A 24,626-nucleotide genomic window follows, 5' to 3' on the forward strand; every position below is an offset into this window, starting at 1 on the left:
CCTTTCTCCGGTTTCTAGGACCCGTTCGTGGTGAGCTTGTCGAACCACGCTCTTGGCGCTGAGCTCGAAGAACGGCGATGTCCTTCTGGGTTTACATGCTCAAATGCGCGGATGGCTCGTATTACATGGGCCACACCGACAATCTCGAAAAGCGAGTTGGCCAGCATCACGCGGGCGAGATTCCGAGCTGTTATACGTTCAAACGCCGGCCATTAGCGGTGGTATGGAGCCAGGAATTTTCGAGCCGCATCGAGGCGCTCGAATCCGAGATGCAAGTAAAGCGCTGGAGCAGGGCCAAGAAGGAAGCATTGATCGAGGGCGATTGGCAGAAGATCAGCGAGCTGGCTAGAAGCAAGAGCGGCGCAGTTGATGTGAAACCGGTTCGCGAAGAGCGTGGTTCGACAAGCTCACCACGAACGGTTTTGGGGGAGGGTTCGCCGATGCAAGAGATGGATACCGAATGGATGCGACATGCACTCGCCCTGGCCGACAGGGCCGAGCGTGAAGATGACGAAATCCCCGTAGGCGCGGTTCTGGTCGGCGCCGAGGGGCAGTTGCTTGGCGAAGGCTGGAACCGCAATCTGGCCGAGCACGATCCCAGCGCGCATGCAGAAATCGTAGCCATGCGCCGCGCCGGTGCGAAGCTGGGCAACCATCGCCTGGTCGGCAGCACGCTGTACGTGACCCTGGAACCTTGTGCCATGTGCGCGATGGCGATGGTGCACGCGCGGGTGGCGAGGCTGGTCTATGCGGCGAGCGATCCCAAGACCGGTGCGTGCGGCAGCGTGTTCGACCTGCTCGCCGACCCGCGCCATAACCATCGCGTGGAAGTCACCTCGGGCCTGCTAGCCGAAGAAGCCAGCAAGCGCCTGACCAATTACTTCCGGGCCAAACGCGGAAAACCGTTGCTGGACTGAAACGACATCATTCTTCCCGCTTGGCGATATGGCGGTGGTCCATTTCTTCGTTGACCGCCTTGACCGCCAGCGTCGATTCGCGCGCCAGCAACAGGCTGGCCGCGAACATCGCCAGCACGCCCAATGCCGCCAGCACGGTGGGAAGCATGCCCAGCCGGTGCGCCAGCAGGTTGTCCGCGGCCACCGCCAGGCTGGTGCCGACGAATAGGCTGATGGCGCCGTACAGCAGCTGGCCCGCACGCAGGATGATCAGGCTGCGTCGGCGCTGCAAGGCGATGCGCTGTTCGTAGAGCGCGCGTTGCAGCGGATCGTCCAGGGTGTGCAGCTCCTTGAGCAGGGAACGCGCGCGATCGATGATCCTGGCCAGACGGTTGTTGGCCGACAACAGCAGGGATGCGGTCGCCGTAAGGAAGAACGCGGGCGCCAACATCGCCGTGAGGGTGGCGTAGTGGGTGTACTGGTCGCTGTTCTGAAGCATGGCCTGTGCCCGTGGGGAGCTGCGTTATGATGCGGCACAATGCGATCTTTCCGCAAAACGCGCTCGCCGACGGCGATGCGCAGCCTCAAGGACCAAGAACGGCGCATGCCAGCCAATAACCCCAATAGCGACCGCCTGATCTGGATCGACCTGGAAATGACCGGGCTGGACACCGGCCAGGACTCCATCATCGAGATCGCCACGGTGGTCACCGATTCGAACTTGAACGTGCTGGCCGAGGGCCCCGAATTCGCCATCGCCCATCCCGTGGCGGTGCTGGAAGCCATGGACGACTGGAACCGCGCCCAGCACACCCGTTCTGGCTTGTGGAAGCGGGTGGTCGAGAGCACGGTCACGCTGGGCCAGGCAGAGGCGCAGACGGTGGCGTTCCTGGCCGAATGGCTGCCGGCCAACGCCTCGCCGATGTGCGGTAACTCGATCTGCCAGGACCGCCGCTTCCTGCACCGGCTGATGCCGCGCCTGGAGAAGTATTTCCACTACCGCAACCTCGACGTCAGCACGCTCAAGGAGCTGGCGCGCCGCTGGGCGCCGAGCGTGCTGGAAGGCGTACGCAAGCAATCGGCGCATACCGCGCTCAGCGACGTGCGCGATTCGATCGAGGAGTTGCGCCATTACCGTAAGCATCTGGCCGAATTGGCTGGGTAGGAGCGACGTGAGTCGCGAAGGTTTTCTCGGGTGAACGGTCATTTCGCTCGGACCGGTTTCCTTCGCGACTTACGTCGCTCCTACGCGCCTCTACGCGTCCCCTATGCCCGAGGCTTCGCGGAAACCGCGCCCCCATCATCGGCCACCGAGCGGGTGACGATCTCGGTCAGCGGCGTGCCGTCGGCATTGTGGTGATACACATGCAGATCGCGCTGGGGTAAAGGCAAAGACAAACCTTGACTTAAGAGTTGGCTGCGCACGGCCTCGGTGATCCTGTTCTTCGCTTCGCCCACATCCTTGGTCTTGGCCCAGGCGAACAGGGTCATGTCCACGCCGCCCTCGCTCAATCGCGCGATATCCACCGCTGGTGCGGGACTCTTCAGGACCAAGGGGTCGGCGGTGGCGATGGCCAGCAGTATCTCCCGCGCCCGCGCCGGATCGTCCTGGTAGCGCACCGTCAACGCGATGTCGATGCGGCGCTGGGGCTTGGCGGTGAAGTTGATGATCGGCGCGGTGGTGATCATGCTGTTGGGCAGGATGATCAGACGGTTGTCGGCCGTCCGCATGCGGGTCTGGAAGATGCGGACCTCTTCCACGGTGCCTTCCAACCCTGCGATCTGCACACTGTCGCCGTCGCGGAACGGGCGCAGCATGATCAGCATCACGCCGGCGGCGATGTTGGACAGCGAATCCTTGAGCGCAAGGCCTACGCCCAGGCCGGCGGCGCCCAACACGGCGAGCATGGAGGTGGGCGGCACGCCGATGGAGCTGAGTGCGGTCACCAGCACCAGCACCATCATCGCCGCGTAGCTGACGTTGCGCAGGAAGCCGGACAGGGTGGAGTCGACATGGGCACGGCCCAACACGCGCTCCAACCCTGCGCTGAGCCGCTTGGCCAGCCACATGCCGATCAGGAATATCAGCAAAGCGCCCAGCAGCTTGAGCCCCCAGGTCTCCAACAGCTGCAGCCAGTCGATCCCGCGAATGTCCTTCACGAAATCCTCCGACGCTGCGGCCGCTGCCTTCGTCTGGATCATTGCGCCTTGAGCTTGGCCAGCCGCAGCCAGGTATCGACGACGGTATCGGGATTCAGCGACACCGACTCGATGCCTTCCTGCATCAGCCATTCCGCCAGATCGGGATGGTCCGACGGACCCTGTCCGCAGATGCCGATGTACTTGCCCTTGGCCTTGGCGCTCTTGATGGCCATCGACAGCAGCTTCTTTACCGCGGGATCGCGCTCGTCGAACAGATGAGCGACGATGCTGGAATCGCGATCCAGACCCAAAGTGAGCTGGGTGAGGTCGTTGGAGCCGATGGAGAAGCCATCGAAAATGTCCAGGAACTCGTCGGCCAGCAATGCGTTCGACGGTACCTCGCACATCATGATGATCTTCAAGCCCTGCTGTCCTTCCGCATGTTCGCCCTGGACCAGGCCGTGCTTGGCAAGCACCTCGATGACCTTGCGGCCCTCGTCCAGCGTGCGCACGAACGGAATCATCACCCACAGGTTGTCCAGGCCCATCTCGTTGCGGACCTTGCGCACCGCCTTGCACTCCAGCGCGAAGGCGGGTTCGAACGACGGATCGACATAACGGCTAGCGCCGCGGAAGCCGATCATCGGATTCTCTTCGTGCGGTTCGTAGTTGCTGCCGCCGATCAGGTTGGCGTATTCGTTGGACTTGAAGTCCGACAGGCGCACGATCACCGGGTTCGGAGCGACCGAGGCGGTGATGGTGGCGATGCCTTCGGCCAGGCGATCCACGTAGAAGCTCACCGGATCGGCATAACCGGCGGTCTTCGCATCGATCTTGCGCTTGGTCTCGGCATCCTGGCGGTCGTATTCCAGCAACGCGTTGGGATGAATGCCGATATGGCTGGCGATGATCATTTCCAGCCGCGCCAGACCGATACCCGCGTTGGGCAACTGCCCGAAATCGAACGCGCGCTCGGGGTTGGCCACGTTCATCATGATCTTGAGCGGGGCGGGGGGCATGTCGGTGAGGTCGGTGGTGATGCGCTCGAAGGGCAGGGCGCTGCCGTAGATGAAACCGGTGTCGCCCTCGGCGCAGCTGATGGTGATTTCCCTGCCGTCCTCGATATGGTCCAACGCGTTGCCGGTGCCGACCACAGCCGGCACGCCCAGCTCGCGCGCGATGATCGCGGCGTGGCAGGTGCGCCCGCCGCGGTTGGTGACGATGGCCGAGGCCCGCTTCATCACCGGCTCCCAGTCCGGATCGGTCATGTCCGCGACCAGCACGTCGCCGGGCTGCACGCGGTTCATGTCGGCCAGGCTGCGCACCACGCGGGCCACGCCGCTGCCGATCTTCTGGCCGATGGCGCGGCCTTCGGCGATCACTTCGCCGCGTTCCTGCAGGTGATAGCGCTCGATCTGCGTCGCCTTGGCCCGCGACTTCACCGTTTCCGGACGCGCTTGCACGATAAAGAGTTTTCCGCTGACGCCGTCCTTGGCCCACTCGATGTCCATCGGGCGGCCGTAATGCTTTTCGATGGTCAGCGCTTGCCTCGACAGCGCCTGCACGTCTTCGTCGGAAATGGAGAACTTGTTGCGCAGCTCGGCCGGCGTGTCCTCGATCCTGACGCGTTCCCCCGGCTGGTCCGAATACACCATGCGCAACAGCTTGCTGCCCAGCGAGCGGCGCAGGATGGCCGGTTTTCCGGCTTGCAGGGTGGGCTTGTAGACGTAGAACTCGTCCGGGTTGACCGCGCCTTGGACGACCATCTCGCCCAGGCCCAGGCTGGAGGTGACGAAGACCACGTCACGGAAGCCGGATTCGGTGTCCAGGGTGAACAGCACGCCGGAAGCGCCCACGTCCGATCGCACCATCAGCTGCACGCCGGCGGACAGGAACACGTCCTCGTGCTTGAAGCCGTGATGCACGCGGTAGGCGATGGCGCGGTCGTTGTAGAGGCTGGCGAAGACTTCCTTGACCTTGCGCACCACATCGTCGGCGCCGGTCACGTTGAGGAAGGTTTCCTGCTGGCCAGCGAAGCTGGCGTCGGGCAGGTCTTCGGCGGTGGCGGAGGAACGCACGGCAACGGCGATGTCGCCGCCGCCGTTGTCGGCCGCGAGTTGGGCGTAGGCGGTGCGGATATCGGCGTCCAGCTGCGGTTGCAGCGGCGCCTCGATCACCCAGTCGCGGATTTCCTTGCCGGCGACGGTCAGCGCGTCCACGTCCTCGACATCCAGCGTGGCCAGCTTGTCGAAAATGCGCTTGGACAGGTCGTTATGGGCGATGAAGTCCTTGAAGGCCTCCGCGGTGGTCGCATAGCCTCCGGGGACCGAGACCCCCAGATTGGCGAGCTGGCCGATCATTTCGCCCAAAGAGGAATTTTTGCCGCCTACCCGGGCCAGGTCGGCCAGGCGCAGGTCGTGCAACCACAAGATGCTCTGATTCAAGCTGTTCTGGTTCAAGCGCATTGCTCCAAAGCGGCCGTGCGCCTCGCCTATGACCTACGGCGAGGGCCGTGTCCATGGGAAGAATCGCTATGATGCAGTGCAAGACATGCGCAGACAAGCTTGATTTCCCGGTGTTTTCGTGTTGACGAAGGAGTGATATCGATGTCGAACGTACGACCTGTGTTCTATGTTTCGGACGGTACGGGGATCACCGTCGAAACCATCGGCCACAGTCTGCTGACCCAGTTCACCGGGTTCAGTTTCGTCACCGACCGCATTTCCTTCGTCGACGATCCGCTCAAGGCGCACGACGCGGCTGAACGCATCCGCGCCGCGGGACAGCGCCACGAGGCCCGCCCCATCGTGATCCACTCCAATGTCGATCCCGCGATCAGCGAGGTCCTGGCCGAAAGCGGGGCGCTGATGTTGGATGTCTTCGCGCCCTTCATCGACCCGATGGAAAAGGAGCTGGGCGCGTTGCGCCAATCGCGGGTAGGGCAGGCGCACGGACTGGTGAATTTCGAGACCTATCACCGCCGCATCAACGCGATGAACTACGCGTTAACCCACGACGATGGCATCGCCATCAATTACGACGAAGCCGACCTGATCCTGGTGGCGGTCTCGCGCGCGGGCAAGACGCCTACCTGTGTCTACCTGGCGTTGCATTACGGCATCCGCGCAGCCAACTATCCGCTGACCGACCAGGATCTGGAGACCGATCGCCTGCCGGCCCGCCTGCGCGCGTACCGGCGCAAGCTTTTCGGGCTGACTATCGATCCGGAACGCCTGCAGCAGATCCGCCAGGAACGCCGCCCCAATTCCGGCTACGCCAAGCTGGAAACCTGCAAAAGCGAGGTCCTGGCGGCCGAGCGCATGTTCCAGATGGAGCGCATTCCCACGCTCAGCACCACGCATACGTCCATCGAGGAAATCGCGAGCAAGGTGATGTCCACGCTGGGACTGCAGCGGGAGATGTTCTAGGTCGGGGGGAGGCCGCGGATGGAGCCGGGCGAATCGCGCAGGCCGAAGGGCGTGCGGAGGAACCCCAAATTAGGCCGTTCTGCGCGATACGTCAATGCTGCCGCAATCGCGAATCAACGTGTAGGATCGAGCCATGCCCCAGGCCGTCGCCCGCACCGCAAGCATCCCCAAACTCAACCGTTTCGGTTGGCTGATGGCGCTGTACGCCGAGAACCACGCCAAGCTGACCCGGTTGTTCGCGCCGGGGGATCTGGTCGAGGGGCGCTATCTGTCCAGCATCGGCGACGGGCTCGATCTGTACCTCGATGTGATCCAGACCCACCGCTACACGGTCGAGCTTCGCCTCACCTACGGTCTGCGCGATCCGCAGACCGGCGAGCCGGACCCTTCCGCCTTCGTGCGCGTGTACCGCGACGCGCGCCAGGCCGAGGCCACGCACTGTTACGTGGGCCGCCGCTGGCAGGATGCGATCGGCATGTACCCGCCGCCGGCCGAGCTGATCAGCCACCGCATGCGCATGAATACCTTCCTGGGCAAGTGGCTGGAGTATCTGGCCGAGCGCGGCCACGGGGTGGCCACGCTGCATCGTTGCGATGAATCCATGGTGGAAGTCGCCACGGCGGACTGAAAGACGCTGCGCAGCGCCTGTGCGCGGCGTCGAATCTGAAAACAATAGTCATCTTTCTTCGTCACAGAGCTTGCGCGATGGATGGGCGATAGCTAGAATTCCGCTCCTTCCAGCCCGTGGGGCCATAGCTCAGCTGGGAGAGCGCCTGCATGGCATGCAGGAGGTCGGCGGTTCGATCCCGCCTGGCTCCACCAATATCCCGGCAATTAGGCCTGTTCGGGGTAGGGAACAAGTTTCACCGCGTCCCCATCGTCTAGAGGCCTAGGACACCACCCTTTCACGGTGGACACCGGGGTTCGAATCCCCGTGGGGACGCCACTAAAAAAGCCCGAGAAATCTGGGACTTACGACGAGGGCCGCGCAAGCGGCCTTCTTCGTTTTCGGGACTTCAGAAACGGATCGGAAACTTTCCACCGAACCGCACGCGCGGTTCCCCCCGGAGAGGCGCAGAGCGCGCCTTCCTACAACGACTCGGAATTTCCCGACCCTTCGGCGCGGATTTGCCCGATGGCTTCTCGGCGAGCTAGGCGAAGCTCTTAGAACTATTGATAGCCGCGCATACCGTAATCGATCATCACGCGGCGTCCGCACGGCAAGAAGCCTGCATCTTTCTCACTCAACTCATACGGCACCGGCTCAAGCGGAACGTGCGGCCACTCTTCAGAGTGGAACCAATCATCGAATTCTGTCGCCGACATTGGCTTGGCGCGTTTCATGACCACGATCCACCCGAAGCGGTCCGCCCATACGATAGGGCAGAGGTGAGGAAACTTTTGCTCGATCCATGACGCGTGTTCAGCGCGGTTGCAGTTGCGCCCCTGCCGGACCTGGCCCCAAGGGGGCAGTACTGACACTCGCTTAATGCAAGGCACCTTGATTGCGATATGCCCGATCAAGAGGGCCAGTCGAGAAGCGCCACAATGCCATTCAATCAACTGCATCCCTACACCCGCAAAATACGGCCACGGGGAGGGCGGCTGTTCGCCACTATCGAATCCTGTCCAAACATGATTGCTTGCGTGGTCGTAGGCGCTTCAAGGGTCAGCTCATGCGGCACAGGATCGAGGTCAACCATCACGTCAACAATGTCATCCGGTTTCGAAGTGCGGTAGCTCGCGAGGTCGCGGTGGTTCAACGCCCATCCGTTCTGAGGCATCCAGACCGTGAACGCCAACGGATAGAACTTCATGAGCCAGTACATGGCCTGTCCACCGTTACTAATGTCGAGGGAGCCTGCGTCCCGAATTAATGCTTGTCTCCTGTACGGATACACCCAGTAATAGAAATTCATGCAGGGCGGCACGGACAAGGTTTCATCTAGGAAGAAGTCGCGAAATTCTTCTGTCCTCGGCCCCTTCAGGTATCGGTCCACGCCAACCGCCGCCAGGTGCCCCCATACCGCGCGAACGATCAGTGCAGGTTTCGCTGCGACTGGCATTGTTGTAGGCAGTGCTAGATCTGATGCTAGCAAGGCACTTACTCGGTTCACAAAGTCGATCAGCGCAGGGTCGTATCGCCCGCCCAAAAGCGCGTTGTTGCAACGAGCACACAACGTTCGGTACTTCACTCCGTCATTGGCTTTAGTCTTAATCGCCTTCTCGGCGGCCAGTCGATGCGTGACGTGCTGAAGCTCCATCGCTGCTGGGCGGACGCACCCCTTTGGTGGCGTGTGGTCCTCAGTAAGTGGACCGACGTTGCCGCAGATGTTGCAAGTGCCTGACTTGCCGCCGCGAGTTAGCAATGTGAGTGGCATGACTAGAATTCCTGCTGCGGCAGGTCGCGCAAGAACTTTTCAAGCGACTGTGTTTCAGAGCGATTGGTGGCGAATGGCGCTAACTGAGAAATGTTTTGCCGCACAAGCAAACGCCTGCCGGCAGCAACCAAGGTGCGAAGTCGCTCAAGGTTGGCGTCCAACTCTCCACCCACCTTCGAAAGCTCGCGGAGTTGCTTATCCGGCAGATTGTCGATGTCAGTATCGGGAAGCGTTGAAAGAAACGGCTCAATGGCTAGCAGGATCGGCCGCAGCTCGCTGCCAGGAGCAATAGCAGCAAATCCATCCAACTGGCCCATGCGAACCTCTACCCCGAACGAAACGTTGCGGCGTAGGTGCTCAAGACCCGCAACGTCCACCGCCGCCGCACGATCCTCGCGCTCTTGCTTCGTTGCCGCGCGCTCTTTCATGAGAATGCCATCGCCGCGCCGGATAGCTTGGCGGACTGCGTTGGTGATGGGCGCGGGAAGGGAGACGGTCTGGCCTGTGAGCTGATTGATGCGCGAGTAAATCCAACTCGCCCCGTTTTGCCCCGACTTCAAGGCCGCCACTTCCGCAGAAATGGTCGGAAGCTGGTTTTTAAGCGCACCCAAGAACTCTCGGTTCTGCTGCGCCCTGACGGCGGCGAGGTAGACGCGACTCATCTGGGTGAACTCAACTGAGAAATGAGTCTTGCCGCAGAAGCGCCCGATATTGGTCACTCTCCCGTCCACCGCAGCAACTAGAAACCCTTTACCGTGAGGCTGGTGGCAGGTCGAAAGCCCGCAGGGGATATAAGCGTCGAATGCGTAGCTGCCGATGATCTCTTTTAGCTTGACCGTTTTGGGGTCAATGTTTGGTGTGAATCCAGAGATCGTTGCAATGTCGTCCCATGACGCGATGCGTTCAAGACCTCTCTCAGTGTTGAGTGTGATCATGCGCTTCCTGTTGTAGTCCCCGCCGCCCCCGCGGCACAGTCTCAATACTGTGGTTCAACAGGCCAAACACAAGGGTAAATACTTCACCATCGCTTCCGCACCAGCTTCTATCTGAGCTGAGTAGCACATAAGCAGCCTATTGGAATGTTTTGATAGTTCTCACTCTCAAACTGAACATGCCAGGTTACTCCGCTGGTACTGCATATTGTGCTTGCCGGACGCAATTCTCTGCCTCGCTCCGGCTTTCGAAGTGGTCCACAGTTAGTACACCCCATCCGTGCCCTGTCATTCCAACCCAAACAATCGGCACTTCATTGGCTTTTGTGTCAACTTTCAGAACGCCACTTTTCCCGCCGGGATTGTGTTCGATGTAGATATCATGTGGTCCCGGCTCGACAACGGTATGCGCGAAATTGTTGGGCTTCAAGGTTCCAATGGGTTTGTTGTCTACTATTGCAGTGGTCCGGTTGCCAGCGCCCACAAATGCTGCATTCTCACGACAGACATAAAGACTGACTTTTCCAGAGACAGGTTGCAGCTCACGCAGAGTGGCTTCAGTACTTTTATCTCCGTATTGAACTGTTGCGCATCCCGACAAAAAGATGAGACTTAAACCGGTCACGATTGTGCTTATGCACTTCATTTCACTACTCCCCGTAAATAGATTTTCGCCTAACTACATAACTGCCAGGCCCGTGGGTCCGGCTAGCTACCCCATATCGGATCATATATCGACTAAGACCGCGTTTATCCGAATGGTGGCATCCACCACGTTTGGGTGGGCCTCTGCCGCCGCTTCCCGGCAGTGGCTAAGCGAGCCGCCAGCAGCGTTGAGCATGTGACGGAAGACATTTCCCCTCAAAACCTTCCCTCAGTCATTTCATAAACCTTGTCCCGCAAAGCCACCAACTTCGGCCCGAAATCCTGCACCAGTTTCTCCCGCGTCATCAGCGACACGCGCCCGCTGCAATTGAACGCCAGCACCCGGCTGCGATCGGCCGAGACCATGGGAACGCCGATGGCGAACACATCCGGATTCCAGTCGCCCAGCGAGAAACAGAAACCGTAGTTCTCGTAGTCCTGCCGCGCCCGCACGATGCCGCTGCGAATCTTCGGCCACAGACCCGGTTCGCATTCAGCCTCGAACTCGGCCAGATTGCGATCGAATACCTCTTGCGGACGTGCGGCCAGATCGGCCCGGCCCAGCGCGGTCGATCCATGCGGCACGCGCGCGCCAGGTTCGAGCTTCATCTGGAACGTCGGATCGCCCTGGCAAACCTCGAGCAACACCATGCGCATGCCGTCGGCAGCGGCCAACATCACTGCGGATTGGGTGTACTCGGCCAGTTCGCGCATCAGTGGGCGCGCGATGGCCACCACATCGTTGCCTTTGTTGAAGGCATGCCCAAGCGACAGCACTGCCGTGCCCAGAGAGTACTTCTCCAGCGCAGCCGAATAAGTCAGGTACCCGAGCGAGGACAGGGTGAAGGTCAGCCGCGAAACGGTGGCCTTGGGCAAGCCCGTTTGGCGAGCCAGTTCCTGGTTGCCCAGATGCTGGGCGCCGAATTCGAAGCAGCGCAGGATCGAGAACGCGCGTGCGATCGAAGTGACGAATTGCGGGTGGCGTTCGTCGATGGAGGGGCTGAAGGCATCGAGTTTGCGTTTGGGATTACCCATGAGTCAGTACCTGATATTTGGTTCCGTATAGCAGAACTCTGGCTCATTAAACAAGCCCGCAACAAGCGGCGGGGTAATCCCAGTAGTAGGGCGGGCACTGCCCGCCGCGCCTTAGGCCAGTCGAGCCCCTGGCGGGCAGAGCCCGCCCTACCTAGGCACGTTTACATTGCAGGTGATGAGGAATAGAACCAGGAGAGATTGAATGCCATCGCCCTGTCAGAAACGAATCGAGTTAGGCCGCCATGCGCCAATTGCGCCGGCTTGTTTCAACATGAGGCACTCAGTACGATGCATTGATAACTCAGAAACTTAGTTCCATCATGCAAAACTAAGATCGCTTTCCCATGATCACGCCGACGCGTTTTCCCGCATTTCGAAACATGTGAGCAACATATGCGTTCAGCAACATCGCTATGAGGATCCTTCGGCCCATCCCGGTTTGCTGCAACGGGCGAGCGCATGATCGCTGAAGCGAAGTCCGGGGCCACATCGCAGGATCCCTTCGAGATCGCGGCCCTGGACGCGTATCTGCAACAGCACATCGTCGGGTTCGAAGGTCCGATCCAGATCTCCCGCTTCAAAGGCGGCCAGTCCAACCCGACCTATCTGCTGAGCACTCCCCAACGCCAGTATGTGATGCGTTCCAAACCGGCGCCGGTCGCGCAGCTGTTGCCGTCGGCGCATGCGGTGGAACGCGAGTTCCGCTTGCAGGCGGCACTGGCCGGCAGCGCGGTGCCGGTAGCGGGCATGCATTGCCTGTGCGAGGACGAGTCGGTGATAGGGCGCGCTTTCTACGTCATGGATTTCGTGGAGGGCCGCATTTTCTGGGAACAATCGCTGCCGGGTATCGAACCCGCAGAACGGGCCGCCCTGTACGACGAACTCAACCGCGTTATCGCCGCGCTGCACGGAGTCGACTTCGCCGCGCTGGGATTGGCCGACTACGGCAAGGCCGGCAATTATTTTTCGCGCCAGGTCGACCGCTGGACGCGTCAGTACCGCGCCAGCGAAACCGGCAGCATCGAGGCCATGGACCGGCTGATCGAATGGCTGCCGCTGCATATTCCACAGGAGGAGAGCCCGCAGGTATCGCTGGTGCACGGCGACTACCGGCTGGACAACGTCATCTTCCATCCCACCGAACCGCGCATCCTTGCGGTGATCGACTGGGAACTGTCGACGCTGGGGCATCCGCTGGCCGACTTCGCCTACCACCTGATGAGCTGGCATATCGTGCCGGGCGGGGCGATGCGCGGGCTGGCGGGGCTCGATCTGGAAGCCTTGGGCATTCCCCGCGAATCCGAGTACATCGCCGCCTACGAACGGCGTATCGGCCGTAGCGCCGCCGGCGACTGGAACTACTATCTGGCCTACAACCTGTTCCGCATCGCGGCGATCCTGCAGGGCATCGCCAAGCGCGTGCAGGAAGGCACGGCCAGCAGTCCGCAGGCGGCCGAATACGGCCGTCAGGCAACGCCGCTGGCCGAACTGGGCTGGCGTTTCGCACAACAGGCGGAGCGGTCCTGATGCGCGCCACGCTGGTCGACGGTTGAGGCGGCGCGCATGGACTCACTGTTGCTCTCGCGACGCGACCTGCAGTTCCTGCTGTACGAATGGCTGGAGGTCGAATCCCTGACCCAGGCCGACCGCTATGCCGACCATAGCCGCGAAACCTTCGACGCGGCATTGGACACCTGCGAGCGCATCGCCACCGAACTGTTCGCCCCGCACAATCAGAAAGCCGATCAGCACGAACCGCACTTCGATGGCCGGTCGGTCGCGCTGATCGACGAAGTCGGGCCTGCGCTGCGGGCCTTCGCCGACGCGGGACTGATCGCGGCCGGACACGACTACGCACTCGGCGGCATGCAGCTTCCCGCCGTGGTGGAGAAGGCCGGATTGACCTATATGTATGCCGCCAACGTCGGCACCAGCGCCTATCCGCTGCTGACCATGGGCAATGCCAATCTGTTGCTGGCGCATGGCAGCGATGCGCAGAGAGAAGCCTTCGTAAAGCCGGAACTGGAAGGCCGTTACTTCGGCACCATGTGCCTGTCCGAGCCGCAGGCCGGTTCCTCGCTGTCCGACATCGCCACGCGCGCCGACTACGAAAGCGAATCCGCTTTCGGCCCCCAGTATCGGGTGACCGGCAACAAGATGTGGATTTCCGGCGGCGACCACGAGCTGTCCGAGAACATCGTGCATCTGGTGCTGGCGAAGATCCCGGGACCGGACGGCAAGCCGATTCCCGGGGTGAAGGGGATTTCCCTGCTGTTGGTGCCCAAGTTCCTGGTCAACCACGATGGCACGTTGGGCGAGCGCAACGACGTGCAACTCGCTGGCATCAACCACAAGATGGGCTATCGCGGTACGGTGAACTGCCTGTTGAATTTCGGAGAAGGCACCGCCCATCGTCCGGGCGGGAAGGGCGGGGCGGTCGGCTACCTGGTCGGCAAGGCCCATCACGGGCTCGCTTACATGTTCCACATGATGAACGAAGCGCGTATCGGCGTCGGCCTGGGTGCGGTGGCGCTGGGTTACACCGGCTACCTGCACGCGCTCGACTATGCGCGCAACCGCCCGCAGGGCCGCGCCATCGGCAATGAAGGCAAGGATCCTTCCAGCCCGCAGACCCGCATCATCAATCACGCCGACGTCAAACGCATGCTGCTGGCGCAGAAGTCGTACGTGGAAGGCGCGTTGGCCTTCAATCTGTACTGCGCGCGGCTGGTCGACGAAGCGCGCGTGACCGCCGATACGGAAGAACGCGCGCGGCTGACGCTGTTGCTCGACATCCTGACGCCCATCGCCAAGAGCTGGCCTTCGCAGTGGTGCCTGGCCGCCAACGACCTGGCCATCCAGGTGCACGGCGGCTACGGCTACACGCGCGAGTACAAGGTGGAGCAGTTCTACCGCGACAATCGCCTCAATCCCATCCATGAAGGTACCCACGGCATCCAGGGGCTGGACTTGCTCGGCCGCAAGGTGGTGATGGAAAACGGTGCGGCTTTCAAGTTGTTCGCAGGTCGCGTGGCGGAAACCGTCGGCAAGGCGCGCGCGCATGAAAGTCTTTCTGGATTCGCCGATGCCCTCGAACTCCGTTTTCGACGACTCGCCGAAGTGACGCGCGCCTTGTGGTCGGCGGGGGATACGCAGCTGACTCTGGCCAATGCGAGTGTCTACCTGGAAGCCTTCGGCCATGTCGCCATCGCCTGGATATGGCTGGAACAGGGTCTGGCGGCGGAAACGAAGGAGGGTGATTTCTACGAAGGAAAGCGTAGCGCCATGCGCTACTTCTTCCGCTGGGAATTGCCCAAGGTCGACGCGCAACTCGACCTGCTGGCCAGTCTGGACCGCACCGCGCTGGATATGCAGGACGCTTTTTTCTGATCTACCCATTCGCAAGAGAAGGCATAGGACATGGCTGACAAGAATATTTTCGACCTCACCGGAAAGACCGCGCTGGTAACCGGGGGTTCGCGCGGGCTGGGCCTGCAGATGGCGGAAGCGCTGGGAAGTTATGGCGCGAAGGTCGTGCTGTCCGCGCGCAAGGCCGATGAACTGGAACAGGCGCAATCGCACCTGCAGAAACTGGGGATAGAGGCCGACTGGGTCGCCGCCGACGGCTCGAAGGACGCCGATATCGCCGGATTGGCCGACGCTGCGCTGGAAAAACTCGGCCACGTCGACATCCTGGTCAACAATGCGGGCGCCAGTTGGGGAGCGCCCGCCGAGGACTATCCGGCCGAGGCCTGGGACAAGGTGTTCAATCTCAACATCCGCGGCCTGTTCCTGCTCACCCAGCAGATCGGCAAGCGCTCGATGATTCCGCGCAAGTACGGCCGCATCCTCAATATCGCGTCCATTGCCGGCCTGCGCGGCAATCCGCCCGGCGCCATGCAGACCATCGCCTACAACACCAGCAAGGGCGCGCTGGTGAACTTCACTCGCACGCTGGCAGGGGAGTGGGGCAAGTATGGAATCACCGTCAACGCGCTGGCTCCGGGGTTCTTTCCGTCGAAGATGTCGCAGGTGCTGATCAAGACCCTGGGCGAGGAAATGCTGATCGGCAATTCGCCGCTGCAACGTCTGGGCGACGACGAGGACCTGAAGGGCGCCACGCTGTTGTTCGCCTCCGATGCGGGCAAGCACATCACCGGACAGATACTGGCGGTCGATGGCGGTTACAGCGCGGTTTGATCCGCATATCGCCTGGAAGGGCACGCCGCCTGGGAGGGCACGATGAACGAATTCAAGGGCAAGGTGGCGGTGATCACGGGCGCGGGTTCGGGCTTCGGCCGCGAGTTCGCACGCATTGGCGCGTCGTTGGGCATGAAGCTGGTGCTGGCCGATATCCAGCCCGACGCACTCGAGGAAACACGCATCGAAGTGGAAGCGCAGGGAGTGGAGGTCCTCGCACGCGTTGTGGATGTATCCAATGGCGGCCAAATCGAAGCGCTTGCGGCGGCGACCCTGGAGACTTTCGGCGGCGTGCACCTGCTGTTCAACAATGCCGGCATCGGCGCTGCCGGCCTGATCTGGGAAAACACCGTGCGCGACTGGGAGTGGGCGCTGGGCGTGAACCTGTGGGGCGTCATCCATGGGGTGCGCGCTTTCACGCCGTTGATGCTGGCCGCCGCCAAGGCCGATCCCGGCTATCGCGGCCACATCGTCAACACCGCCTCGATGGCCGGACTGTTGAATCAACCCAACCTCGGCGCCTACAACGTGTCCAAGCACGCGGTGGTATCCCTGAGCGAGACGCTTTTCCACGACCTGTCCTTGGTGACCGCGCAGGTGCACTGCTCGGTGCTCTGTCCTTATTTCGTGCCCACCGGCATCCACCAGTCGCACCGCAACCGACCGGCCGATCTGGCCAATGCCACGCCCGCCACCCGTTCGCAACTGATCGCCCAGGCCATGATCAGCAAGGCGGTCACTTCGGGAAAACTCAGCGCTGCCGACATCGCCGAGCGCACCTTCGAAGCGATAAGGAACGATTCCTTCTACATCGTCTCTCATCCGGACGCGCTGGATGGCGTCCTCCAGCAGGCCGAGGACGTGGTGGCGTTGCGCAACCCGACCGACCCCTTTGCGCATAAGCCGGAGCTGCGAGCGCAACTCGAGGCTGCGCTGAGGGCCTGACCGCCACGCTTCCGCCGCTCCGCCGGCGGCCGCCCTCAGTCACAGGCTGAACGAAAGCGATTGCCGTCTGGATCCTTGTCGATTCCGGGGTCGCTCGTTCGATGCATAGGTATCCAGCCCGGAAAGGGCGCCAACCGAGGAGAGGGTTCCATGAGCTACGTCGACGGATTCGTACTGGCGGTACCGACCAAGAACCTGGCCGCTTATCGCGCCATGTCCCGCAAGGCGGGCAAGATCTGGATGGAATACGGAGCGCTTTCCTATATCGAATGCGCGGGCGACGACGTGCCGCCGGGCAAGCTCACCTCGTTTCCGCTCGCGGTGAAACTCAAGAAGGACGAGACCGTGGTGTTCTCCTGGATCGTGTACAAGTCGCGCTCCCAGCGCGACCGGATCAACAAGAAGGTCATGGCCGATCCCCGGCTGGCCAGCATGATGGATCCCAAGAAACTGCCGTTCGACGGCAAGCGCATGATCTTCGGCGGCTTCAAGAGCATCGTCGAGCTCTGATCGCCCATTGCGGCCTGACCAAGGAGAGAGAGGTATGTCGTTGGTGCTCCATTACCACCCGCTTGCGTCGTTCTGCCACAAGGTGCTGATTGCGCTGTACGAGAACGACGTACCGTTCGTCCCGCAACTGGTGGATCTGGGGGATCCGGTGCAACGCGCCGAGTTCCTCCGTGTGTGGCCGATCGGAAAGTTCCCGGTGCTGCGCGATGAGGATCGCGAGAAAACCATCCCCGAATCGAGCATCATCATCGAATACCTGCAACAGCATTATCCCGGCAAGATGAAGCTGATCCCCGAGACCGCCGACGATGCGCGCGAAACCAGATTGCGGGATCGCTTCTTCGACCTGTACGTGCACGAGCCCATGCAGAAGATCGTGACCGACCGTCTGCGGCCGGCGGGAAGCGATGATCCGCATGGGGTTGAGCACGCGCGCAAAGTGATGCGCACGGCCTTCGATATGCTGGAAGAAGACATGGCCCACCGCACCTGGGCGACGGGCGAAAGCTTCGGCCTGGCCGACTGCGCCGCCGCTCCGGCCCTGTTCTACGCTAACAAGGTGATGCCGATCTCCGCCCATCATCCGCATCTGGCCCGCTACCTGGACCGTTTGATGCAACGACCGTCTTATGCCCGTGTACTGGCCGAAGCCCAGCCTTATTTCGCAATGTTCCCAGCCTGACAAACCCGACGAGATAGAGATAAAGACATGATCATGAACAAAAAATCCTTGCTCTTCGCACTATTGGCTGCCGCCTGCGGCCAGGCAATGGCGGCGCCGGTCAGTTACGAGATCGATCCGATGCATACCTATCCCAGTTTCGAAGCCGACCACATGGGCATTTCGTTCTGGCGCGGCAAGTTCAACAGAACCACCGGCACGCTGGTCCTGGACAAGGAAGGTGCGGCCGGTAGCGTGGACGTCACCATAGACATCGCCAGCGTGGATTTCGGTCTCGACGCCATGAACGAGCAGGCGGTGTCGCCGGAATTCTTCGATAGCGCGAAGTACCCGCAGGCGACGTACAAGGGCAAGCTGGTGGACTTCGTGGACGGAGCGCCCACCCGGGTAGTGGGCGATCTGACCCTGCATGGCGTCACCCGGCCGGTCGAACTGAAGATCAACCGCTTCAAATGCATTCCGCATCCCATGTTCAAACGCGACCTCTGCGGCGCCGATGCCTCGGCCGTGTTCAAGCGCGATGAGTTCGGACTCAGCGCCGGCAAGGATTACGGCTTCAGCATGGACGTGAACCTGCGCATCCAGATGGAAGCGGTAGTGCCGGAGAAGGCCGCGAAGCCCTGACGGAGAGTGCGGAACGCCCCCGCTATTGGTCTAGAGGGTCATGCACTAAGGAAGGTCTGAACAGTTCTTCTTTTTTGTCATCCCGAGCGTAGCGAGGGATCTGCTGTTGCCGAGGAAAACAGCAGATCCCTCGCTATGCTCGGGATGACATTTGAATTATTCAGAAGCTTCCTGAGCCAACTCGACCCGAGCGTTACAGGCAGCTGCAGTACCTGGTTATTGTTTTGTTTCCGATGCAGGCGGCATGTCCAGCGCGGAGACGCGGGCGCGCTCGAGCAGAAACGCGTGCTCGCGGGTATTGCGGGTCAGTCCGGCCGCGCGCATGAATTCGGCATGCGCCTCTTCGTGGCGTCCCAGTTTGGCCAACAGGTCGCCACGTACGCTCGGCAACAGGTGGTAGTGGGCGAGGGCGGGTTCAGGAACCAGCGCATCGACCAGTTCCAGCCCGGCGGCAGGGCCGAACGCCATCGACACCGCCACCGCGCGATTGAGCTCGACGACAGGGGAGGGCGTGAGTTGCGACAGGGCGTCGTAGAGAGCCACGATGGTTTTCCAGTCGGTCTGCTCCGCGGTCGCTGCCTGGGCATGGCAGGCCGCAATCGCAGCCTGTAGGGCGTAAGGTCCCAACGCGCCGCGAGGCTTGCGCGCACGCGCCAGAGCAGCGAAGCCGCGCTGTATCAACAGACGGTCCCATCGCGAACGATCCTGCTCCAGCAGCAACACCGGTGCGCCGTCCGGACCCGTACGCGCCCGCGATCGCGAGGTCTGGATCTCCATCAAAGCGACCAGCCCATGCACCTCCGGTTCCTCGGGCGCGAGTTCGGCGACGATGCGGCCCAGTCGCAACGCCTCTTCGCACAGCGCGGGTCGCATCAGATCGTCGCCGGCTGTCGCCGAGTATCCTTCGTTGTAGATCAGATAAATGACGCTGAGCACGGACGACAATCGTTCGCCGAGTTCCTCGGCACGAGGCACTTCGAAGGGGACCTGCGCTTCGGCCAGGGTGCGTTTGGCGCGCACGATGCGTTGTGCGACCGTGGACTCGGTGACCAGATAAGCGCGTGCGATCTCATCGGTGGTCAGCCCGCCGAGCATGCGCAAGGTCAGGGCTACCCGCGCCTCCATCGAAAGCACGGGATGGCAGGCGGTGAATACCAGCCGCAGCAGATCGTCGCCTATGTCGTCGTCCATATTGGCTTCGAGTTCCGCAGTGGCGTCTTCCCAGTCGCGTTCGAGCTCATGGCCGAGTTCCTCGTGCTTGCGCTGTTGCAGCTTTATCCGGCGCAGGCGGTCTATGGCGCGGTGCTTGGCCGTGGCCATCAGCCATGCGCCCGGATTGTCGGGAACCCCGGATTCGGGCCATTTCTCCAGGGCGATGACCAGCGCGTCCTGCGCGAGTTCCTCGGCCAGGCCGACGTCGCGCAACATGCGCGCCAGGCCGGCAATGAGTCGTGCCGACTCGATTCGCCAGACAGCATCGATTGCGCGGTGTGCATCTGCAGTCGTCATCGTTGGCGATCAGACCATTGCCGCCGCGCGCATGCAAGCTGCGGTGCGGCTCATCGGTTGTTCTCCACGATCCTTTTCAGGGTGGCGAGTCCGGCCTCGAACTGCTTGCCGACCATGCGATCCATGTTGAATAGCGTATGCATGATCTTGGCCGGGTAGGGCACGGGACCTTGCATGAACCAGGTCAGATGAGTGCTTTCGTCCCTCGGCGCCAGAGTGAAGATCACCTCGTTGCTCGCCTTCAGTGGGGCCAGCATGTCCAGCCGCATCGCGATTCGGGAGGGCGAATCGGCCTGCAGGATGGAGATCCTGCCGGAACCCGACGGGCCCTTGCCGCTCCACTCGTACACGGCGCCGGCGCCTTGCGGGGAACCGCTATGGATCTTCGTGGTTGCGGGATCGGGTTGGTCGAACGGATTCCAGGCCTCGTGCGCGTGCAGGTCGTTGATGAGCGGGAAGATGCTTTCCGGCGGAGCGTTGATGGCGATGCTGCGTTGCAGACGGAATGTGTCGGGCTTAGTCGCTGCGGCGACCAGCAGGCCGACGATCAGTATCGCAACGATGGCCAATACGAGGGTGATGGCGTTCACGGCGGGGTCCTAAGTGGTTGTCGGCGTCTCTCGACGTATATTTATTGTTTCGAATTTATTGTTTCGTCGCGATTTCGGCGCGCAGGCGTTCTTCCTGTTTCCGCAGTTCCGGTGTGAATTCGGCGCCGAAATCCTCGGCTTCGAACACCTGGCGGATCTCGATTTCCGATTCGCCTGGCATCGGATTGGGGCAACGCTTCACCCATTCGATCGCTTCTTCCTTGGACTTCACCTGCAGCAGCCAGAAGCCGGCGACCAGATCCTTCGTCTCCGGAAACGGACCCTCGATGACCATGCGCTTGCTGCCCGAAAAGCGGACGCGTGCGCCCTTCGAGCTCGGGTGCAGACCTTCGCCGGCCAGCAGCACGCCGGCCTTGACCAGTTCTTCGTTGTATTTGCCCATCTCGGCGAGAAGTTGCTCGCTGGGCATCACTCCGGCTTCGGAATTCTTGTCGGCTTTGACCATCACCATGAATCGCATGTCTGTTCTCCCTTATCGATTGACGGCGCGCCCCGGCTCTCGATCGTGCCGTCGGATCGTTTCCTGCGCGCTCTATACCTATGACGAACCGGAAGCCGGGGAATCGACAAACGGCCGGAAATAATTCACGCGAGAAGGTCCTGGGCAGGGGAGGGCTGATGCCGCGCTAACGCATCCATGTTTACTATTCCGCGGCGGTAGGCGAACGATCCCTGCCGCTTCCTCTTCGCATCCAGGAGCCGCCCCCATGCCCGAAGCCGCTTCCATGCCAGCCATCGGCGAGCAAGCACCCGATTTCACCTTGCATTCCACCCCCGACCAGACCCTCTCGCTTTCCCAGCTGCGCGGCCACCCGGTGGTGCTGGCGTTCTATCCGGCGGACTGGAGTCCCGTCTGCGGCGACCAGATGTCGCTGTACAACGAACTGCTAGCCGAATTCAGGCATTTCCACGCAACTGTGATCGGCATCTCGGTCGATGGCGCGTGGTGCCACGCGGCTTTCGCGCTGGACCGCAAGCTGCATTTTCCTTTGCTGGCCGACTTCGAGCCCAAGGGCGCGGTTTCGCGGCTATACGGGGTGTACCAGTCGCCGGAAGGCATCAGCGAACGCGCGTTGTTCGTGATCGATGCGGAAGGCATCGTGCGCTGGAGCTATGTGTCGCCCAGCGGCATCAATCCGGGCGCCGATGGCATCCTGGAAGCGCTGGAGAAACTCCCCACGTCGGCGGGAGCGAAAGCATGAGCCGGCTGAAACCCGACATAGGTCCGACCGATCACGCTCAGGGTCCGCGGGAGGCGCCGTTGGTGTTGGTGGAATACGGCGACTTCCAATGTCCGTATTGCGGCGAGCAGTATCCGGAGATCAAGGCGGTGCAGGAAGCCATGGGCGATGATCTGTGTTTCGTGTTCCGGCATTTTCCGCTGGCCGAAGCGCATCCCCATGCCGAGCATGCCGCCGAGCTGACCGAGGCCGCCGACACGGTGGGCAAGTTCTGGGAAATGCACGATCGGCTGTACGAGCACCAGTCGGCGTTGGACGACCGCAGTCTGGCCGGTCACGCGCAGGCGCTGGGCCTGGACGACGCCTTGTTCCAGACCGTGCTGGACGAGGAATACGAAGGCCGTGTACGCCACGATTTCCTCACCGGAGTACGCAGCGGCGTCAACGGCACGCCCAGCTTATTCATCAACGGCGAACGCTATGACGGGCCACGCGACGCGGATAGCCTAATCGAACTGCTGAGGGCGATGCGGGAACTACAGCTGCAGAGCTGAAAAAACGCGCTCACGGCAATAGCTCGGCGGCGATCCACTTTTACTTGTAGATCGCGGCTCAACCAGCATTGAAGCGGACCTTCAATGCATTGCAAGTCCACCGGGTGGAAGTTGCGCCTAAACAAGCGGAAGCTGCGCTGCTTGTTCTGATGGGGTGCGTGGATGTCCGCTATTGGGAGCATCGTTCGTGCGGTTGGGTGTGAATTATTTACGTTGCGATCCTCGCCGCGGCTGCTGCCAACTTGAAGGCTAAATAGGGGTATATTCGAAACCTATAGGAATGGATGGTTGTGCAAGGAGGGGGTAATCGTCGATGTCGCTTTGCGGCCAATTGATGAGCCAACCGGTGCCGAAGCGGTGCCTTGCGGGCGAACACTGCCGTACTTTCTATTGGGCGGTCGTATGGTCCCGTGGTCGACGCCATTGCTCCTGTCAACCGCAGCGCCCTGAGCTAAAGGATCAGGCGTGATGAACGACGGAAAAGCAGGAGCCGCGGTGGTCGAAACCCGGTTCGGCGATCTGCTCGAATCCATGCCGGACGGTATTCTGATGGTCGACCGCGAAGGTCGCATCGTTCACTCGAACTCCCAAGCCGAATCTCTCTTCGGATACCAGAAAGGGGAACTGCGCGGGCAATCGATCGAGCAGCTGCTTCCCGGCCGTTTTCGGGGAATGCATGCCGGCCACCGTTCGAACTATTTCGGGCAGCCGCGTCCGCGTACGATGGGCATGGGGCTTGAACTCTACGGTCTGCGTAAAGACGGAACGGAGTTTCCGGTAGAAATCAGCTTGAGCCCGATGCAGACCGAGGAAGGCACGCTGGTGGTGAGCGCCATTCGCGACATCAGCGAACGCAAGAAGGCAGAACAGAAGTTCCGCGATTTGCTGGAATCGGCGCCCGACGCCATCGTCATCGTCAATCGGCAGGGCCGGATCGTGCTGGTCAATGCGCAAACCGAAACGGTCTTCGGGTATTCGCGCAGCGAGCTGCTCGATCAGCAGGTCGAATTCCTGTTGCCGGAGCGCTATCGCGACCAGCACCCCGGGCACCGCAATGGCTTCTTCGCCGATCCCAAGGCCCGGCCAATGGGCGTTGGGCTGGAGCTTCACGGCCGTGGCAAGAACGGCAGGGAATTCCCGATCGAGATCAGCCTTAGCCCGTTGCACACGGAAGACGGAATCCTGGTTTCCAGCGCTATCCGCGACATCACCGAGCGTAAGAATTTCGAGACGGAAATACGCGAAAGCCGCGAACAGTTCCGCGCGGTCGCGCAGACCGCCAGCGATGCGATCGTATCGGCCAACCAGCTGGGACGCATCACCTATCTGAACGCCGCGGCCGAGCGCATGTTCGGTTACTCGATGGAAGAGGCCGAGGGCGAGCTGCTCGAACTTCTCATGCCCGAGCAATACAAGGACGCGCACAAGGCGGGATTCGGCCGGTACCTCACTACCGGCAAGTCGCACATCATCGGAAGAACCGTTGAAATCCGGGCGCGGAAGAAGGATGGATTCGAATTCCCGATCGAGATCTCCATCGCCACCTGGAGCACCGCACGCGGCGCGTTCTTCACCGCCATCGTCCGCGACATCACCGAGCGCAAACGCTTCGAGCAGGCGCTTCAGGAAAAGAATATGGAATTGTCGAACGCCAACCTGGCCAAAGACCGTTTCCTGGCCAGCATGAGCCACGAGTTGCGAACGCCGCTCAACGCGATCATCGGCTTCACCGGAACCTTGTTGATGAAGCTGCCGGGTCCGTTGAATACCGATCAGGAGAAGCAGCTCAAGACCGTACAAGGTAGCGCGCGCCACTTGCTCGCGCTGATCAACGACCTGCTCGATCTCGCCAAGATAGAAGCGGGCAAGGTAGAGCTGCGGATCGAACCGGTCGTCTGCCAGCGGGTGATAGCGGACGTGGCCGCCTCGCTCCGTCCGCAGGCCGAAGCGAAATCATTGGCGCTGCTGATGACCCTGCCTGAGCCGGATCTGGTGCTGCGGACCGACCGGCGCGCGTTGACCCAGATTGTCCTCAACCTGGCCAGCAACGCGATCAAGTTCACCGATGAGGGCAGCGTGCATCTGCACGTGCGGGAGCGACGCGCGGGCGAACAAAACCTGATCGAGATCAGTGTCGAAGACACCGGTATCGGGATCGGCGAAGAGGATCAGGCGAAGCTCTTCGCGGCATTCGCGCAGATCGACTCTTCGGCCGGGCGCCGCCAGGAAGGCACGGGGCTCGGGCTGCACCTGAGCCGGAAACTGGCGGAGATGCTGGGTGGCGAAATCGTATTCAGCAGTGCGAGCGGGCAGGGCAGCACCTTCGCACTGGTACTGAAGGAGTAACTATC

General features: G+C 61.6%; 25 protein-coding genes, 2 tRNA genes and 1 pseudogene. 17 read left to right on the forward strand and 11 right to left on the reverse strand.

What is annotated here, in order from left to right:
• Positions 1-95 precede the first annotated feature (95 nt).
• Together J2W94_RS04725 and tadA are read left to right on the forward strand one after the other, a co-directional pair.
• Positions 96-290, forward strand: a pseudogene (locus J2W94_RS04725) (GIY-YIG nuclease family protein); the annotation flags it as partial.
• 150 nt (positions 291-440) lie between these two features.
• Entirely contained in the window at positions 441-917 is a 477-nt protein-coding gene (gene tadA / locus J2W94_RS04730; RefSeq protein WP_310091583.1) for a tRNA adenosine(34) deaminase TadA, read from the forward strand.
• 7 nt (positions 918-924) lie between these two features.
• Here the strand turns inward: tadA and J2W94_RS04735 are convergent, their stop codons facing one another.
• Positions 925-1,395: a DUF2721 domain-containing protein gene (locus tag J2W94_RS04735; RefSeq protein WP_310090609.1), complete on the reverse strand. Its 471-nt coding sequence runs from the start codon at positions 1,393-1,395 to the stop codon at positions 925-927.
• 105 nt (positions 1,396-1,500) lie between these two features.
• Between J2W94_RS04735 and orn the strand changes: the two genes are divergently transcribed.
• A complete protein-coding gene (gene orn / locus J2W94_RS04740; protein ID WP_310090611.1) occupies positions 1,501-2,061 on the forward strand; it encodes an oligoribonuclease in 561 nt (186 codons plus the stop codon).
• A 101-nt stretch (positions 2,062-2,162) separates the two neighbouring features.
• Here orn and J2W94_RS04745 read toward each other — a convergent pair whose 3' ends face one another.
• Together J2W94_RS04745 and ppsA are read right to left on the reverse strand one after the other, a co-directional pair.
• On the reverse strand, positions 2,163-3,188 hold the full coding sequence (locus J2W94_RS04745; RefSeq protein WP_430540540.1) for a mechanosensitive ion channel family protein: 1,026 nt from the start codon (positions 3,186-3,188) through the stop codon (positions 2,163-2,165).
• Entirely contained in the window at positions 3,095-5,482 is a 2,388-nt protein-coding gene (ppsA, locus tag J2W94_RS04750; RefSeq protein WP_310091585.1) for a phosphoenolpyruvate synthase, read from the reverse strand. Before ppsA ends, J2W94_RS04745 begins: the two co-directional genes overlap by 94 nt.
• Positions 5,483-5,644: 162 nt before the next feature.
• Between ppsA and ppsR the strand changes: the two genes are divergently transcribed.
• The 4 genes from ppsR to J2W94_RS04770 all read left to right on the forward strand — a co-directional run bounded on the left by ppsR (position 5,645) and on the right by J2W94_RS04770 (position 7,412).
• Positions 5,645-6,466, forward strand: a complete 822-nt coding sequence (ppsR, locus tag J2W94_RS04755) for a posphoenolpyruvate synthetase regulatory kinase/phosphorylase PpsR (protein ID WP_310090615.1) — start codon at positions 5,645-5,647, stop codon at positions 6,464-6,466.
• A gap of 133 nt (positions 6,467-6,599) precedes the next feature.
• A complete protein-coding gene (locus J2W94_RS04760; RefSeq protein WP_310090617.1) occupies positions 6,600-7,094 on the forward strand; it encodes a DUF1249 domain-containing protein in 495 nt (164 codons plus the stop codon).
• A gap of 118 nt (positions 7,095-7,212) precedes the next feature.
• Positions 7,213-7,288: transfer RNA gene (locus J2W94_RS04765), tRNA-Ala, on the forward strand.
• Between the two features lie 48 nt (positions 7,289-7,336).
• Positions 7,337-7,412 (forward strand) — tRNA-Glu (locus tag J2W94_RS04770).
• 224 nt (positions 7,413-7,636) lie between these two features.
• Here J2W94_RS04770 and J2W94_RS04775 read toward each other — a convergent pair.
• The 5 genes from J2W94_RS04775 to J2W94_RS04795 all read right to left on the reverse strand — a co-directional run bounded on the left by J2W94_RS04775 (position 7,637) and on the right by J2W94_RS04795 (position 11,459).
• Positions 7,637-7,810, reverse strand: coding sequence for a hypothetical protein (locus tag J2W94_RS04775; protein ID WP_310090619.1), 174 nt, complete (start codon positions 7,808-7,810; stop codon positions 7,637-7,639).
• A gap of 227 nt (positions 7,811-8,037) precedes the next feature.
• Positions 8,038-8,847 (reverse strand): hypothetical protein, encoded by an 810-nt coding sequence (locus tag J2W94_RS04780; RefSeq protein ID WP_310090621.1) that lies wholly within the window; start codon positions 8,845-8,847, stop codon positions 8,038-8,040.
• 2 nt (positions 8,848-8,849) lie between these two features.
• Positions 8,850-9,782, reverse strand: coding sequence for a hypothetical protein (locus tag J2W94_RS04785; RefSeq protein ID WP_310090623.1), 933 nt, complete (start codon positions 9,780-9,782; stop codon positions 8,850-8,852).
• Between the two features lie 184 nt (positions 9,783-9,966).
• Entirely contained in the window at positions 9,967-10,425 is a 459-nt protein-coding gene (locus J2W94_RS04790) for a hypothetical protein (RefSeq protein ID WP_310090624.1), read from the reverse strand.
• Positions 10,426-10,640: 215 nt separating this feature from the next.
• Positions 10,641-11,459: an IclR family transcriptional regulator gene (locus tag J2W94_RS04795; protein ID WP_310090626.1), complete on the reverse strand. Its 819-nt coding sequence runs from the start codon at positions 11,457-11,459 to the stop codon at positions 10,641-10,643.
• Positions 11,460-11,918: 459 nt separating this feature from the next.
• Between J2W94_RS04795 and J2W94_RS04800 the strand changes: the two genes are divergently transcribed.
• From J2W94_RS04800 to J2W94_RS04830, 7 genes are all read left to right on the forward strand, one after another.
• Complete coding sequence (locus tag J2W94_RS04800) at positions 11,919-12,986, forward strand: phosphotransferase (RefSeq protein ID WP_310090629.1); 1,068 nt, start codon at positions 11,919-11,921, stop codon at positions 12,984-12,986.
• Between the two features lie 36 nt (positions 12,987-13,022).
• Positions 13,023-14,849 (forward strand): acyl-CoA dehydrogenase, encoded by a 1,827-nt coding sequence (locus tag J2W94_RS04805; RefSeq protein ID WP_310090631.1) that lies wholly within the window; start codon positions 13,023-13,025, stop codon positions 14,847-14,849.
• A gap of 30 nt (positions 14,850-14,879) precedes the next feature.
• Positions 14,880-15,659, forward strand: coding sequence for an SDR family oxidoreductase (locus J2W94_RS04810; RefSeq protein WP_310090633.1), 780 nt, complete (start codon positions 14,880-14,882; stop codon positions 15,657-15,659).
• A 42-nt stretch (positions 15,660-15,701) separates the two neighbouring features.
• A complete protein-coding gene (locus tag J2W94_RS04815; protein ID WP_310090636.1) occupies positions 15,702-16,604 on the forward strand; it encodes an SDR family oxidoreductase in 903 nt (300 codons plus the stop codon).
• A 150-nt stretch (positions 16,605-16,754) separates the two neighbouring features.
• Positions 16,755-17,114: a DUF1428 domain-containing protein gene (locus tag J2W94_RS04820; protein WP_310090638.1), complete on the forward strand. Its 360-nt coding sequence runs from the start codon at positions 16,755-16,757 to the stop codon at positions 17,112-17,114.
• Between the two features lie 34 nt (positions 17,115-17,148).
• Complete coding sequence (locus J2W94_RS04825; protein WP_310090641.1) at positions 17,149-17,796, forward strand: glutathione S-transferase family protein; 648 nt, start codon at positions 17,149-17,151, stop codon at positions 17,794-17,796.
• A gap of 33 nt (positions 17,797-17,829) precedes the next feature.
• Positions 17,830-18,420, forward strand: a complete 591-nt coding sequence (locus tag J2W94_RS04830; RefSeq protein ID WP_310090644.1) for a YceI family protein — start codon at positions 17,830-17,832, stop codon at positions 18,418-18,420.
• A 216-nt stretch (positions 18,421-18,636) separates the two neighbouring features.
• Here the strand turns inward: J2W94_RS04830 and J2W94_RS04835 are convergent, their stop codons facing one another.
• From J2W94_RS04835 to J2W94_RS04845, 3 genes are read right to left on the reverse strand one after another with little or no spacing between them, the layout of a single operon-like run.
• On the reverse strand, positions 18,637-19,929 hold the full coding sequence (locus J2W94_RS04835; protein ID WP_310090646.1) for an RNA polymerase sigma factor: 1,293 nt from the start codon (positions 19,927-19,929) through the stop codon (positions 18,637-18,639).
• Between the two features lie 50 nt (positions 19,930-19,979).
• Positions 19,980-20,519: an SRPBCC family protein gene (locus J2W94_RS04840; protein WP_310090648.1), complete on the reverse strand. Its 540-nt coding sequence runs from the start codon at positions 20,517-20,519 to the stop codon at positions 19,980-19,982.
• 55 nt (positions 20,520-20,574) lie between these two features.
• Entirely contained in the window at positions 20,575-21,000 is a 426-nt protein-coding gene (locus J2W94_RS04845) for a YciI family protein (protein WP_310090650.1), read from the reverse strand.
• A gap of 247 nt (positions 21,001-21,247) precedes the next feature.
• On the opposite strand from J2W94_RS04845, the gene J2W94_RS04850 reads away from it, so the two are divergent.
• The 3 genes from J2W94_RS04850 (at position 21,248) to J2W94_RS04860 (ending at position 24,621) form a co-directional block, all read left to right on the forward strand.
• Positions 21,248-21,742, forward strand: coding sequence for a redoxin domain-containing protein (locus tag J2W94_RS04850; protein ID WP_310090651.1), 495 nt, complete (start codon positions 21,248-21,250; stop codon positions 21,740-21,742).
• Positions 21,739-22,275, forward strand: coding sequence for a DsbA family protein (locus tag J2W94_RS04855; protein WP_310090654.1), 537 nt, complete (start codon positions 21,739-21,741; stop codon positions 22,273-22,275). Before J2W94_RS04850 ends, J2W94_RS04855 begins: the two co-directional genes overlap by 4 nt.
• Before the next feature lie 468 nt (positions 22,276-22,743).
• Positions 22,744-24,621, forward strand: coding sequence for a PAS domain S-box protein (locus J2W94_RS04860; RefSeq protein WP_310090656.1), 1,878 nt, complete (start codon positions 22,744-22,746; stop codon positions 24,619-24,621).
• Positions 24,622-24,626: the final 5 nt, after the last annotated feature.

Origin of the sequence: Pseudoxanthomonas sacheonensis (assembly GCF_031455975.1) — a bacterium.
Taxonomy (GTDB): domain Bacteria; phylum Pseudomonadota; class Gammaproteobacteria; order Xanthomonadales; family Xanthomonadaceae; genus Pseudoxanthomonas_A; species Pseudoxanthomonas_A sacheonensis_A.